The organism is Cronobacter dublinensis subsp. dublinensis LMG 23823, assembly GCF_001277235.1.
Classification (GTDB): Bacteria; Pseudomonadota; Gammaproteobacteria; order Enterobacterales; family Enterobacteriaceae; genus Cronobacter; species Cronobacter dublinensis.
The window spans coordinates 2,593,306-2,607,198 of the sequence record NZ_CP012266.1; the positions used below are offsets into that span (position 1 = coordinate 2,593,306).

Here is a 13,893-nt window from a genome sequence, read left to right on the forward strand (position 1 = left end):
GTGTATGAATCTTTCCGCAACCCTGCTTCTCGCTTTCGGCATGTCAATGGACGCTTTCGCGGCTTCTATTGGCAAAGGCGCCACGCTGCATAAACCCAAATTTTCCGACGCCCTGCGCACGGGTCTGATCTTCGGCGTTATCGAAGCCATTACGCCGCTGGTCGGCTGGCTGCTGGGGCTGCTGGCTACGCAGTTTGTACTGACCTGGAACCACTGGATTGCGTTTGTGCTGCTGGTGTTCCTCGGCGGGCGAATGATCCTCGAAGGCGTGCGAGGCGGCGGCGATGACGAGCCGGAAAAAATCCGCCGCCACAGCTTCTGGCTACTGGTCACGACCGCGTTCGCCACCAGTCTTGATGCGATGGCGGTCGGCGTAGGCCTCGCCTTTCTTCAGGTGGATATCCTCAAAACCGCGCTCGCTATCGGCTGCGCGACGCTGATCATGTCCACGCTCGGCATGATGATTGGCCGCTTCATTGGCCCGCTGCTTGGCAAACGGGCGGAGATCCTGGGCGGCGTCGTGCTGATTGGCATTGGCTGCCAGATCCTCTGGAGCCATTTCGCGGGTTAAGCGTCGCGCCGCCACACGCGCAGGCAAAAATCGGTTTCGCAGGTAAATGATGTTTCTTCCCGCAGCGTCTGCCACACCTCGGGGCGCGCGCGCCAGGCAAACGGCGTCATCTGCAGTAGCGTCGTCGCCTCTTCGCCATTCAGGCACATTTCATAACCCAACGCCTCTTCGCCTGCGAGCGTAAAGCCCGGCAGCGCTTCCTGATTCGGCGCATGTAACCGCACCTCATCATAAATAAGCCCTTTCAGCTGAACTAAATGTCGCGGGCCTGGCGTGACGGTCAGTACCACCGCGCCGGGTTTCACCACACGCGCCAGCTCCTGGGCTTTGCAGGGCGCGTAAATACGCACCACCGCGTCGAAAAAGGCATCGGGGAACGGCAGACGATGGCTTGATGCCACACAGAAGGCGATGTCGTCATAACGCTTCGCGGCCGCGCGAATCGCGCTTCGCGACACATCAAGCCCCCAGCTGTGCCCGCTGCGGGCGGTGGTGAGCGCCGCAAACGCGTGGGTGTAGTACCCTTCTCCGCAGCCAATATCGAGTAGCGTCGCGCCGCGCTCAGGCAGGGTTATAGCCAGCATCCGGGCAGCGGCGTCACGCAGCGGCGCGTAGTGCCCGGCGTCGAGAAACGCGCGACGAGCCTGCATCATTTCACTGCTGTCGCCCGGATCGCGCGATCGTTTGTGCTGAACCGGCAGCAGATTAACGTACCCTTCCTTCGCGATATCAAACTGGTGATGACTGGCGCAGCGAAAGCTTTTGGCTTGCGCCTGCAGCGGCAAATGGCAAAGGGGGCAGAGAAAAGACATGACGACTCCGAAACAGCGCAAAGCGCGAAGTGTAGCGTGATTCGGCAGACGGGGAAACGCTGGCGCGCGTTATCGACGAAAAAGCCCCGCCAGAGGCGAGGCTTTAAAATAGCTGGCCGGTGAAACAAGGCACCGGGTCAGTTTAAGTGCGATTAGATAGCAACTACGTTAACAGCTGCCGGACCTTTCTGACCGTCCTGAATCTCGAACTCAACGTTCTGGCCTTCAGCCAGAGTTTTGAAGCCATTACCCTGGATGGCAGAGAAGTGTACAAACACATCTTTGCTGCCGTCAGCCGGAGTAATGAAACCAAAACCTTTAGATTCGTTGAACCACTTAACTTGACCTTTAATCTTTGCCATTTTGCAAATTCCTTCAATTGTTTTGTTCGCCCGCAGGCGCTGACTTAGATAAAACAGAGACATTACTGCTTGAGGCACTGAAATAAGGTTCGGCAGAGAAGCGGTATTCAACGACAACGTGTTTACTCAGGACTTCTTTACTGAAAATGCCACACATAAACAGAACTGTACCTCGTTTAACCCAAAACTTGTTATCACATACAACGTAAACAATGGCAAGCCATTTTTATACACTGCACGATCTGTCGCACAGATTCCTCAACAAATCGCTATGTGCCTGACAATAAAGCACAGAAGAGGCAAACAAAGCCCTGCAAAAGGGGTTTCGTCGCCCGGGTCCGGCATCATGCCTGAATGCACTTTTTAAACTTAGCTCAATAACTTCATTTCGTCCAGGCAACACGAAAGCGCGCAAGTTGTCATTACCGCCCTGTTATTATTTTTGCAAAAGCTTATTCATTAATGTCGTTAAACTCCATTTTAATGAGGCTTTATTACAGCCTGAGGGCAGTAAACAATGTACAAATCAAAAAAGTTTGTACAAGCAATTTACTTTCTGCACCAAAATAATGACAGTTTAATGAAATTGCCTCAAAAAGAGGCACACGGAATAAGACAGTCTGACTAATAAATAGGCCAGGCAGAATTAAATTTAACCAGCCCGATATATTCTTGCTTAACGTTTATTAGCACTCAGGGATAAATATTGCCCAATACGGCGCGGCGCGAACGTTTCTGCTTTTTCGTTACGTTCAGCAAGTGCGCTTAGCAGCTCCTGCGGCGGCGTATCCAGAGATTCATCCGCCAGTTCGAAAACGCCCCAGTGAATGGGGATGGCAAGCGGCCTGCCCACATGCTGCCACAGTTCGACGGCGTGCTGCGGATCCATGTGATGCGGCGCCATAAACCAGCGCGGCGCATAGGCGCCAATGGGAATGGCCGCGCCGGTGAGTGGCCCCAGACGGCGCGGGATCTCCAACAGTTCCGGCGTATACCCGCTGTCGCCGCTAAACCAGAAGCGCTGCGACGCGCTTTCTGTTACCCAGCCGCACCAAAGCGATCGATTTCGGTCCCACGGCGTTCGCATGCTCCAGTGCTGCGCGGGGACGGCGGTTATTTGCAGCCCTTCCCAGGCTCTGCTTTCCCACCAGTCAAGCTCCGTCACGTTCGTGATGCCGCGCTTCGTAAACCACCCTTTGAGGCCCAGCGGCACAAAGTATGCTGCGTCTGGATAGCGTTTTGCCAGCCGCCGTATCGTGCTGTTGTCCAGATGATCGTAGTGATTGTGCGAAATCAGCACCGCGTCGAGGCGCGGAAGGCCGGCAAGCTCAAGCGGCAGCGGCGTTTTGCGGGCAGGTCCATAAAAGCTGACGGGCGAGGCGCGGCGCGAGAAAAGCGGATCGGTGAGCAGATAACGGCCATTAAGGCGAATCAACAGCGTGGCGTGGCCAAGCCACCAGACGCCGTCGTCCTCGCCTTCAATAACGGCGGGTTGCCACCACTGGCGGATGAACGCCTCGTAACCGTCCGCAGGCGGATGAGGCAGCCCCTGAGCTTTACGTTCATCCTGCCAGCGGCGCAAATCGCCGGGCTGATGCCCGACGTCGTGCGTGTTGCAGAAGCCGTCAGGACGGTGATGCGCTTTTGTGGGATCGTACCAGGGATTTTTCCAGACCATGCCCATCACCTCGCTGGCGTTGGCAATTAACGTTCAGCCACCAGGCGGACAAAACCGTCGTCGTCATCCTGAGTGGCGGCGGGTGCGGCGGCCGGCGTCTCGTCCTGCGGCTCATTCGCGTTGCAGAGGCGACGCAGCAGCGCCGTTTGCCGTTTTTCCTGCTCAAGCAGCGCTTCGAGCAGAGCCACCTGTTGACTGGCGCGAACGCTCGCGCGGTTGATAAAGAACCAGGCCACCAGCGCCACAACGACGCCCACCAGAGAAATCGCCAGGGAGGCGAAATTTAATGCACCAGAATTTACAATGTCATTCATGCTAACCACCTCAAAGTAACGCGCTATCTTACCACCGTCACGGCATGAGGCGTTACCAGGGGATGAACTTATTGATGGTGCAAATGCCGCTGAAAAATTGAACGTCCTGATCGCACATTACGTTGATAGTCTGCGTCCACAGCAATAAACAGGCCACCAGCACGGCCAGCAAAATAGCCCATCTCAATTTTTTCACTACGTTCTCCGTTACGGCATTTACGGGGCCAAATTATCACGGAAACCTTAAACCAAATATCACTGTAACGTTAAGTCACGCGATCCGGAATCCTCTCCTTGCGACGAGGCGGCACGCCCGGCAGGCTGTACGCCTGAACGTGAACAAACGGAGCCGTTATGCGTTATTTGATTCGTATCGCCGCATTGCTGGTCGTCGCCTGGGGCGTACTGCTTTTCAGCGGCTATGGCATTTTAATTGGCAGCCATGAGAACGCCGCAGGGTTAGGGTTACAGTGCCGTTATCTGACGGCAAGACAGGTAGTCAACGCGCAGTTTATCCATTCTGACAGCGGGCTTATCGGTATGACCGCCTGCCCGGTGCTGCGTAAAAGCGAAACCGTGGTCGATAACGGCTAACTCGCAGCCCAGTAAAAAGCCGCAGGCGAGCTGCGGCTTTTTCAACAGAGGGGCTGGCGTCAGAACGGATAGCTGTTGTAACCCATCTGCTCGGAGATTTTCCGCGCGGCGGTATGCAGAATTTCCACATACTCGTGCAGGCGCTCTTCCGAGAAACGCAGCGTCGGGAACGAGATACTGAGCCCTGCGATCACCACACCAAAGCGGTCGAACACCGGCACCGCGATGCAGCGCAGCCCTTCTTCCTGCTCTTCGTTATCTTCGCCGTAACCGTGCTCGCGTACCTGGTCCAGCACCGGTAGCAGCGCGTCGGTGGAGACAATCGTGCGATCGGTGCTGCGCTTATACTCAACGCCTTCGAGGATCTGGCGAACCTCGTCGCGGTCACGCCAGGCCAGCAGCACTTTACCGATAGCCGTGCTGTACAGAGGGTTGCGGCGACCGATGCGCGAATACATGCGCAGGTTATACATGGAATCAATTTTATGGATGTAGACAATGCTGTCTTCATCCAGCGCGCCCAGGTGAATGGTTTCTTTCGTCAGCCGCGACAGCTCGCGCATCTGAATGTCCGCGCTGCGGATAAGATCGACATTCTGTAACGCGCGCGCGCCCAGCTCAAAGAGCTTGAGGGTCAGCGAATATTTTTCCGACTCCCCTTCCTGCGCGACATAGCCCAGGGATTTCATGGTCTGCAAAAAGCGGTAAACGGTGCTTTTCGACATCATGACGCGCTGCGACAATTCGGTGATACCAATTTCCCGCTCTTCACCCAACGCCTGCAAAATACCAAAGACCTTGAGCACCGAAGAGACGGAGTCAGGCTGTTTATCTAATTCTGCGATTGCCATTGATCACCTCGATCGCATTTGTTTTATAAAAATCAGAACCGGTTTTTATTATAAATTCGGGGCGTCGGCACCGCAATGAATCTGTGGCCGAGGGTGATAAATCTGCGACATTAAGCCTGATTATGCAGGAAGGATATATCGTCAGCGGCAGATCAACGACTTAGAACGTGCAGACGAGCGGTGAATGACGCCGCGCAGGCATAAAAAAAAGCGTGCCCGCGGGCACGCTTTTTGATTCACAGGTACGATTACTTGAGATATTCACCGCTACGCAGCGCTTCGATACGCTTATCCAGCGGCGGGTGCGTCAGGAACAGCTCGCTCAGCGATTTCGATTTACCGTTGATGCAGAACGCCATCATGCTGCTCGCTTCCTGCGGCTCATAGCTGGTTTTAAGGCGCTGAAGCGCGGCAATCATTTTCTCGCGGCCCACGAGTTTCGCAGAGCCCGCGTCAGCGTGGAATTCACGATAGCGCGAGAACCACATGGTGATGATGCTCGCCAGAATACCGAACACCAGCTCCAGCACGGTGGCGACCGCGAAGTAGATAAGCGGGTTGCCGTTGCTCTCTTCGCCCTCGTCGCGATTGCCGAGAAATCCTGCCGCGACCTGCGCGATGATGCGCGAGATAAAGATAACGAAAGTGTTCACCACGCCCTGAATCAGGGTCATGGTCACCATGTCGCCGTTGGCGATATGGCTAATCTCGTGCGCGATAACCGCTTCCGCTTCATCACGGCTCATGTTCTGCAACAACCCGGTGCTCACGGCCACCAGCGACGCATCACGGCGCGCGCCGGTGGCAAACGCGTTGATATCCGGCGCGTGATAAATCGCCACCTGCGGCATTGCGATGCCCGCCTGGCGCGACTGCTGCGCCACGGTATCCATCAGCCAGCGTTCGGTCTCGTTACGCGGCGCTTCGATAACCTCGCCGCCTACTGATTTCAGCGCCATCCATTTGGACATCAGCAGCGAAACGATCGAGCCGCCGAAGCCAAACAGCAGCGCCATGATCAGAAGGCCCGTCACGCTGCTTGACTGGATCCCTGTCAGGCTGAGCACCAGACCGAACACCACCATGACGGCCAGGTTAGTCAACAGGAAAAGCGCAATTCGCATCATAATTTTCTTTTTACCTCGGTTTAACAATACGCCTTATGCGATTACACACATCGTAGGGGCGCGCACGCCGTTTTCAAGCGTCACAGGCTGGCAAGTCTCTAAAAATACGAAACTTTACATTTTGTAGCATTTCGCTGACGGGGGATCACACGGCACTAAAAAAACCGGCGCATCATCTGCGCCGGTTGGGGAGTTTTACTTCGTCGCCGCTGCGGGCGGCGTCGTATTCTCTTTGGTCATATTCGCGAGGTCGAGAGCGATATGAACCGTTTCATCAAGATACGGATCGGGCTCCTGATAATCCTTCGGCAGATCCTCGAGCTTCGCCAGCGGCGGTTTACCGGCGCGTTTCAGGCGATCGTTAATGCGCGCCAGTCGGGTTGCGTCATCTTCACGGTTCTCTTTTTCACGCTGCGCCAGATTAAGCGAAACGATATTGCGCTTATCTTTCATCGCGTTGAAACGAGCAATGTCCTTGATGATGTACTGGAACTCCGGATCTTTGGCGATGCGGTCGTTATGGTCTTTCAGCAACTGCGGGCCAAGCGGCTTCAGATCGCCCGATTTATCATACGAGGCGGCATTGATGCTGTCCCACGGCAGCGCGTTATCCTCGAATTTCTCCCCGGTTTCGGTCGCTTCATTGCCGGTCGGCATGATGATGTCCGGCGTTACCCCTTTACGCTGGGTACTGCCGCCATTAACGCGGTAGAATTTCTGGATGGTGTACTGCACGGAACCCAGCGCTGGCCATTCCGGGCGCAGCATCTGATCGTAAATGCGGTTCAGCGAACGGTACTGCTGCACGGTGCCTTTCCCGAAGGTCGGCTCGCCGACAATCAGCGCGCGGCCATAATCCTGCATTGCGGCGGCGAAAATTTCCGACGCCGAGGCGCTGAAACGATCGACCATTACCACCAGCGGGCCTTTGTAATAGACCACGCCGTCGGTGTCGCGATCTTCACGCACCTTGCCGTTGTTATCACGCACCTGCACCACCGGGCCGGACGGAATAAACAGACCGGAGAGCGACACCGCCTCGGTCAGCGCCCCGCCGCCGTTGGAGCGCAGGTCAATAATCACGCCGCTGACGTTCTGTTTCTCCAGTTTCTGGAGCTGCACTTTCACATCATCGGTGAGACCAACGTAGAAGCCAGGAATATCGAGCACGCCGATTTTTTCTTTACCGACATTTTTCACGGACATCTTCACGGCGCGGTCTTCAAGACGAATGCGCTCGCGCGTCAGCGTGATAATGCGGGTTTTGGTCCCTTTACCGGCAGGCAGGATCTCGAGGCGTACTTTGCTGCCCTTCGGTCCTTTGATCAGCGCTACAACATCATCAAGACGCCAGCCGATCACATCCTGCATCTGCTGGCCGACCTGACCGACGCCGACAATGCGATCGCCAACGCTTATCGCTTTGCTTTTCGCTGCCGGGCCGCCTGCGACCATGGAGTTGATCACGGTGTAATCGTCATCCATCTGCAGTACCGCGCCAATGCCCTCAAGCGAGAGGCTCATTTCGGTGTTGAACTGCTCGGTGCTGCGCGGGGAGAGATAATTGGTATGCGGGTCAATCTCGTGCGCAAAGGCGGTCATCGCCAGCGAGAACACGTCTTCGCTGTTGGTTTGCGCCAGGCGACGGATAGCGAACTTGTAACGCTTGGTCAGCGTTTCGCGAATTTCCGCATCGGTTTTACCGGTCAGCTTCAGGCTCAGCTCGTCATATTTGACTTTGCCATCCCACAGCTTGTTCAGCTCCGCTTCGCTGGCAGGCCAGGGCGCCTTGCTGCGATCGATATCAAACGTATCGTTGCCGGTAAAATCCATAGGTCTTTCCAGCACTTTCAGCGCGTACTGATAACGCTCAAAACGGCGCTGCTGTGCCAGATTATAAAGATCGTAAAACACATCGAGCTTGCCGCTGCGCAGTTCGTCGCCGATCAGGCCCTTTTTCTTCGCGAACTGCTCAACGTCGCCCGCCAGTAGCACATTGTGGCTGTAGTCGAGGAGGTTAAGGTAGCGATCGAAGATTTTGGCGGAGAAGGCTTCGTTAAGATCGAACTGGCGGTAGTGAGAGCGGGTGAACCGTGAGGTCACGCGCTCGCTTACGGTGGCATGCTGCGGTTCTTCTTTAAGAACCGGGATCTGGTCAGGACGGGTAATGTCATCCACGGCCAACGCCTGGCCCGCCATCAGCAGCAGGCCGGCGACGGCGGTAAGCTTAAAAAAAGTGTTCATGCCCTGGTTGACCTCCGTTTCAGAACAATAAATGTTCTGCGCGTACAATCATCGACATACCAGAAGTCAGCTGTACACGGACGCCATCTTTGGTAATTTCCTGCACGGTGGCGTCCATCGCGTTGTTGCCTGCTTTCACCTTTATAGCCTGGCCGACGCTGAGCGCCGTAATGTCAGACACCGGGGTGTGACGCTCTTCGCGCGCAGGGCGCGGCGTTTTAGCGGCGGCGGGTTTGGCCGGACGCGGTTTACGCTCGGCGTTTTCCTTACGACGCGGCGCAGGACGCGGCTTGCGTTCACGACGCTCTCCGCCGTTCTCTTCGCCTTCAGCGCCCGCTGCTTCGCGTTTTTTGGCCTGCTGCTCGGCGCGCTGCGCCTGAACACGGGCTTTCGCTTCTTCAAGCTGCTTGCGGGCGTGCTCTACGTGCTGCTCTTCCAGAACGCCGCACGGGTTGCCGTCGAGATCGACACGCGTCGCGCCCGCTTTGATACCGTAAAGGTAGCGCCAGCTCGACGTATAAAGACGTAATGCGGAACGCAGTTGCGTTTTGCTGAGGTTCATTTCGCCCTCAACGCGCTCCACCAGATCCTGAAAAATGCCGATCTTCAGAGGACGCGCTTCGCCTTCAGCACTGAAACACTGCGGAAAACGTTCGGCCAGAAAGGCGATAACTTCTTTACTGCTATTCAACTTAGGTTGATTTTCCATGAAATTTCCTGATTACAACGGATGTTGCCAACAAGCCGCAGGCATGAACAGGCGTCATTATAATGACGCCATCGGTAAATGCCACGTTATCCGTTGCTTATCATGCGACTGGCGCAAAGAATTTTTTAAAGTCGGTACCCGCGATAACGGCTTCAAGCTGCTCCACCAGGGTACGCAGGCCTTGTTCGTCATCGGCATCGAAGCGGTTAAAGACGGTGCTATCGATATCCAGCACGCCGAAAACCTGACCGTTCGCGCGCAGCGGCAGTACGATTTCGGCATTGCTGGACGCGTCGCAGGCGATATGACCGTCAAACGCGTGCACATCATCCACGCGCTGCACCTCGCCGGTGGCGACCGCGGTGCCGCACACGCCGCGACCGTACGGAATACGCACGCAGGCGATTTTGCCCTGGAATGGCCCGAGCACCAGCGTTTTGTCTTCCAGCAGATAGAAACCTGCCCAGTTCACGCCTTCAAGACGTTCGAACAGTAACGCGCTGGTATTCGCAAGCGTCGCCAGAAAACTGGTTTCCCCTGCCATGAGGGACTGAAAATCGCGATTGAGTTCCGCGTAAAATTGTGTTTTGTTCATTAATCCGATCGCTTTGTTGTCTTACTTACTTTGCCAGCCTACTAAAATAAGCATTAAATGCGCTCATGCTCAAGATTAATCATTTCATGAGTTACGATAACAGAATCATATAAAATAATGCTTCGCACATGGCACTCAAAACCCAACAGCTTTCTCCTGGCAAAAAACTGACCATTCACGCCATCGGCGAGCCATTGCCGGTGGCACATTATCAGCGTTGTCCGCAATGCGATATCCTTTTTATGCTGCCAGTGGTCAAGTCCAACCAGACGGCGCACTGCCCGCGCTGCGATGCGAAAATCCGCGACGGGCGCGACTGGTCGCTCACCCGGCTGGCGGCGATGGCGATAACCATGCTGCTGTTAATGCCATTTGCGTACAGCGAGCCGCTGCTACGCCTCTATCTGCTCGGCACGCGTATTGACGCCAATCTCTTCCAGGGTATCTGGCAGATGACGCGCCAGGGCGACACGATCACCGCCGCGATGGTGCTGTTTTGCGCGGTCGGCGCGCCCGCCACGCTGGTGGCCGCCATCGCCTATCTCTGGTTTGGCAATATTCTCGGCATGAATCTGCGGCCCGTGCTTTTGATGCTGGAGCGGTTGCGCGAATGGGTGATGCTCGATATCTATCTGGTGGGCATTGGCGTTGCGTCTATCAAGGTGCGCGAATACGCCTGGCTTGAGCCGGGCATCGGGCTGCTGGCGTTTGTCGCGCTGGTGGTGCTGAGCGTCATGACGCTTATCCATCTGAATGTGGAGCAACTCTGGGAGCGCTTCTATCCGCAGCGCCCCGCCACGCGCTACCACGAGGATCTGCGCGTCTGCCTCGGCTGCCACTACACCGGCGTGCCGGATAAACGCGGTCGCTGTTCGCGCTGCCATATTCCGCTGCGCCGCCGACGCCGTCAGAGCCTGCAAAAATGCTGGGCGGCGCTGATTGCCTCGATGGTATTTCTGCTGCCCGCCAACCTGCTGCCTATTTCGATTATCTATATTAACGGCGCGCGCCAGGAAGATACGATCATGTCAGGCATCGTCTCGCTGGCGCAGAGCAATATTCTGGTGGCGGGCGTGGTGTTTATCGCCAGTATTCTGGTGCCCTTTACCAAAGTGCTGGTGCTGCTGACGCTGCTGGTGAGCATTCATTTCAAATGCCAGCAGGGACTGCGCGCCCGCGTTCTGATGCTGCGACTGGTCGCCTGGATTGGCCGCTGGTCGATGCTCGACCTGTTTGTGATTTCTCTTACGATGTCGCTGGTCAATCGCGATCAGCTGTTGTCGTTTGTCATGGGGCCGGCTGCGTTTTATTTCGGCGCAGCGGTGATTTTGACTATTCTTGCTGTTGAATGGCTGGACAGCCGCTTACTTTGGGACGCACATGAGTCAGGAAACGCCCGCTTCACAGACTGAAGCGCGAATTAAAACAAAACGTCGCATCTCTCCGTTCTGGTTACTGCCCGTTATCGCTTTGCTGATTGCGGGCTGGCTCATCTGGAGCACGTATGAAGAGCGAGGCACCACCGTCACTATCGATTTCATGTCCGCCGACGGCATCGTCGCCGGACGCACGCCGGTGCGCTATCAGGGCGTCGAGGTAGGCACCGTTCAGGATATCCGTCTGAGCGATGACCTCAATAAAATCGAAGTCACGGTCAGCATTAAAAGCGATATGAAAGACGCCCTGCGCGACCAGACGCAGTTCTGGCTGGTGACGCCGAAAGCGTCACTCGCCGGTGTGTCGGGGCTGGACGCGCTGGTTGGCGGCAACTACATCGGCATGATGCCGGGCGAAGGCGAGCCGCGCGACCACTTCCGCGCGCTCGATACCCAGCCGAAATACCGGCTCAACACCGGCGAGCTGATGATTCATCTGCACGCGCCGGATCTCGGCTCGCTCAACAGCGGCTCGCTGGTCTATTACCGCAAAATTCCGGTCGGACGGGTCTATGACTACTCGATCAACACCGACAAACAGGGCGTGACCATCGACGTGATTATCGAGCGGCGTTTTACCAATCTGGTGAAAAAAGGCAGCCGCTTCTGGAACGTCTCGGGCGTAAAAACCAATATCGGGCTGAGCGGCGCCAAAGTGGAGCTGGAGAGCCTGGCGGCGCTGGTTAACGGGGCTATCGCCTTTGACTCGCCCGCGGATTCTGCGCACGCCGACCAGAACGACACGTTCGGGCTGTATGAAGATCTCGCCCACAGCCAGCGCGGCGTCCTGGTCAAACTTGATTTACCCGGCGGTCAGGGGCTGAAGGAGAATTCCACGCCGCTGATGTATCAGGGCCTCGAAGTGGGCACGCTCACTAAGCTCAATCTCAACCCCGGCGGCGCGGTCACCGGTGAGCTGACCGTCGACCCGAGCGTCGTCAATCTGCTGCGCGACGGGACGCGCATTGAGATGCACAGCCCGAAACTCTCGCTTAATAACCCGGAAATCAGCACGCTGCTGACCGGCAGCACGCTGGAGCTGGTGCCGGGCGAAGGCCAGCCGCGCAGCCATTTTGTGGTGCTGCCGGATGACAAAACCCCGCTGCAAAAGCCGGGCGTGCTGACCCTGACGCTGCATGCGCCGGAGAGCTACGGCATTGACGCCGGGCAGCCGGTTATCCTGCATGGCATCCAGATAGGCCAGGTGCTGGAGCGCTCGCTGAATGCCAAAGGCGTCAGCTTTTCCGTCGCTATCGATCCGCAATATCGCGCGCTGGTGAAGGGTGACAGCAAATTTGTGGTTAACAGCCGCGTGGATGTCAAAGTGGGCCTCGACGGCGTCGAGTTCCTGGGCGCCAGCGCCAGCGAATGGGTCAGCGGCGGCATCCGCGTGCTGCCGGGCGATAAGGGCGAGATGAAAGATGACTATCCGCTCTACGCCAATCTGGAAAAAGCGGTAGAGAACAGCCTGAGCGATATGCCGACCACGACGCTGACCCTTACCGCGGAGAGCCTGCCGGACGTACAGGCCGGGTCGGTCGTGCTGTATCGTAAGTTTGAAGTGGGCGAAATCATCACCGTGCGCCCGCGCGCCAATGCGTTTGACATCGAAGTGCATATCAAACCGGAATACCGCAAGCTGCTGACCCCGAACAGCGTGTTCTGGGCCGAGGGCGGCGCGAAAGTGCAGCTGAACGGCAGCGGGCTGACGGTACAGGCCTCGCCGCTTTCACGCGCGCTGAAAGGGGCTATCAGCTTTGATAACCTCAATGGCGCAGGCGCAGGGCTTGGCGAAAAAGACAAGCGCACGCTCTATCCGTCGGAAACCGCCGCCCGCGCCGTGGGTAGCCAGATTACCCTGCACGCGTTTGACGCCGGGAAAATCGCGGCGGGTATGCCGATTCGCTATCTCGGTATCAACATCGGCCAGATTGAGTCGCTGAAGCTCATCACCGAGCGCAACGAGGTCCAGGCGACGGCGGTACTCTATCCCGAATACGTCAACACCTTCGCCCGCGCCGGTTCGCGCTTCTCGGTCGTGACGCCGCAGATCTCCGCCGCCGGCGTTGAAAACCTCGACACCATTCTGCAGCCCTATATTAACGTCGAGCCGGGCCGCGGTCCGGGCCGCCGGAGTTTTGAGCTGCAGGAAGCGACCATCACCGACTCCCGCTATCTCGACGGGCTGAGCATCGTGGTGGAAGCGCCGGAAGCCGGTTCGCTGAATATCGGTACGCCGGTGCTGTTCCGCGGCATCGAAGTGGGTACGGTCACCGGGATGTCGCTCGGCAGCCTCTCTGACCGCGTCATGGTGTCGATGCGCATCAGCAAACGCTATCAGCATCTGGTGCGGGAAAACTCGGTGTTCTGGCTCGCCTCTGGCTACAGCCTGAACTTCGGTCTGGTGGGCGGCGTGGTGAAAACCGGCACGTTTAACCAGTTCATTCGCGGCGGCATCGCGTTCGCCACGCCGCCACAGACGCCGATAGCCCCCAAAGCGCAGGCCGGTAAGCACTTCCTGTTGCAGGACAGCGAGCCGAAAGAGTGGCGTCAGTGGGGCACCGCCCTTCCCCGTTAACGTCAGCGCCCCGGTGTCACGC

The 13,893-nt window shown here is 56.9% G+C and carries 14 protein-coding genes and 1 pseudogene; 4 read left to right on the forward strand and 11 right to left on the reverse strand.

Annotated features, from left to right (window positions below; translation table 11 throughout):
* The first annotated feature begins 4 nt into the window (after positions 1 to 4).
* Positions 5 to 571: a manganese efflux pump MntP gene (gene mntP / locus AFK67_RS11745; protein ID WP_007714139.1), complete on the forward strand. Its 567-nt coding sequence runs from the start codon at positions 5 to 7 to the stop codon at positions 569 to 571.
* Here mntP and rlmA read toward each other — a convergent pair.
* The 6 genes and pseudogenes from rlmA to mgrB all read right to left on the reverse strand — a co-directional run bounded on the left by rlmA (position 568) and on the right by mgrB (position 3,933).
* Entirely contained in the window at positions 568 to 1,383 is an 816-nt protein-coding gene (gene rlmA, locus AFK67_RS11750) for a 23S rRNA (guanine(745)-N(1))-methyltransferase (RefSeq protein WP_007714135.1), read from the reverse strand. The genes mntP and rlmA overlap by 4 nt on opposite strands.
* A 152-nt stretch (positions 1,384 to 1,535) precedes the next feature.
* A complete protein-coding gene (gene cspE, locus AFK67_RS11755) occupies positions 1,536 to 1,745 on the reverse strand; it encodes a transcription antiterminator/RNA stability regulator CspE (protein ID WP_004386688.1) in 210 nt (69 codons plus the stop codon).
* Between the two features lie 15 nt (positions 1,746 to 1,760).
* Positions 1,761 to 1,902: pseudogene (locus tag AFK67_RS21990) on the reverse strand (DUF2627 domain-containing protein); the annotation flags it as partial.
* Between the two features lie 519 nt (positions 1,903 to 2,421).
* A complete protein-coding gene (locus tag AFK67_RS11760; RefSeq protein ID WP_032966640.1) occupies positions 2,422 to 3,429 on the reverse strand; it encodes an MBL fold metallo-hydrolase in 1,008 nt (335 codons plus the stop codon).
* A gap of 20 nt (positions 3,430 to 3,449) precedes the next feature.
* Positions 3,450 to 3,737, reverse strand: coding sequence for a YebO family protein (locus tag AFK67_RS11765; RefSeq protein WP_007714128.1), 288 nt, complete (start codon positions 3,735 to 3,737; stop codon positions 3,450 to 3,452).
* Between the two features lie 52 nt (positions 3,738 to 3,789).
* The gene (gene mgrB, locus AFK67_RS11770) at positions 3,790 to 3,933 is read right to left on the reverse strand and encodes a PhoP/PhoQ regulatory lipoprotein MgrB (protein WP_007714125.1); all 144 of its coding nucleotides are present in this window, start codon (positions 3,931 to 3,933) and stop codon (positions 3,790 to 3,792) included.
* Between the two features lie 158 nt (positions 3,934 to 4,091).
* Here mgrB and AFK67_RS11775 point away from each other — a divergent pair, with 158 nt between their 5' ends.
* On the forward strand, positions 4,092 to 4,331 hold the full coding sequence (locus tag AFK67_RS11775) for a YobH family protein (RefSeq protein ID WP_007714124.1): 240 nt from the start codon (positions 4,092 to 4,094) through the stop codon (positions 4,329 to 4,331).
* 59 nt (positions 4,332 to 4,390) lie between these two features.
* On the opposite strand, the gene kdgR is transcribed toward AFK67_RS11775, so the two are convergent.
* From kdgR to AFK67_RS11800, 5 genes are all read right to left on the reverse strand, one after another.
* Positions 4,391 to 5,182 carry a DNA-binding transcriptional regulator KdgR gene (kdgR, locus tag AFK67_RS11780; RefSeq protein WP_007714118.1) on the reverse strand — a complete coding sequence of 264 codons (792 nt, stop codon included), beginning with the start codon at positions 5,180 to 5,182 and terminating at the stop codon, positions 4,391 to 4,393.
* 248 nt (positions 5,183 to 5,430) lie between these two features.
* Positions 5,431 to 6,309, reverse strand: coding sequence for a protease HtpX (gene htpX / locus AFK67_RS11785; RefSeq protein ID WP_007714117.1), 879 nt, complete (start codon positions 6,307 to 6,309; stop codon positions 5,431 to 5,433).
* A gap of 195 nt (positions 6,310 to 6,504) precedes the next feature.
* Positions 6,505 to 8,553 (reverse strand): carboxy terminal-processing peptidase, encoded by a 2,049-nt coding sequence (prc, locus tag AFK67_RS11790; RefSeq protein WP_032966637.1) that lies wholly within the window; start codon positions 8,551 to 8,553, stop codon positions 6,505 to 6,507.
* 19 nt (positions 8,554 to 8,572) lie between these two features.
* Complete coding sequence (proQ, locus tag AFK67_RS11795) at positions 8,573 to 9,262, reverse strand: RNA chaperone ProQ (RefSeq protein WP_038883386.1); 690 nt, start codon at positions 9,260 to 9,262, stop codon at positions 8,573 to 8,575.
* Positions 9,263 to 9,362: 100 nt separating this feature from the next.
* Positions 9,363 to 9,857 carry a GAF domain-containing protein gene (locus tag AFK67_RS11800; protein WP_032966636.1) on the reverse strand — a complete coding sequence of 165 codons (495 nt, stop codon included), beginning with the start codon at positions 9,855 to 9,857 and terminating at the stop codon, positions 9,363 to 9,365.
* A gap of 128 nt (positions 9,858 to 9,985) precedes the next feature.
* On the opposite strand from AFK67_RS11800, the gene yebS reads away from it, so the two are divergent.
* Both yebS and AFK67_RS11810 read left to right on the forward strand, forming a co-directional pair.
* On the forward strand, positions 9,986 to 11,269 hold the full coding sequence (gene yebS, locus AFK67_RS11805) for a membrane integrity lipid transport subunit YebS (protein WP_007714107.1): 1,284 nt from the start codon (positions 9,986 to 9,988) through the stop codon (positions 11,267 to 11,269).
* Positions 11,238 to 13,871, forward strand: a complete 2,634-nt coding sequence (locus AFK67_RS11810) for a PqiB family protein (protein WP_007714104.1) — start codon at positions 11,238 to 11,240, stop codon at positions 13,869 to 13,871. Before yebS ends, AFK67_RS11810 begins: the two co-directional genes overlap by 32 nt.
* Positions 13,872 to 13,893: the final 22 nt, after the last annotated feature.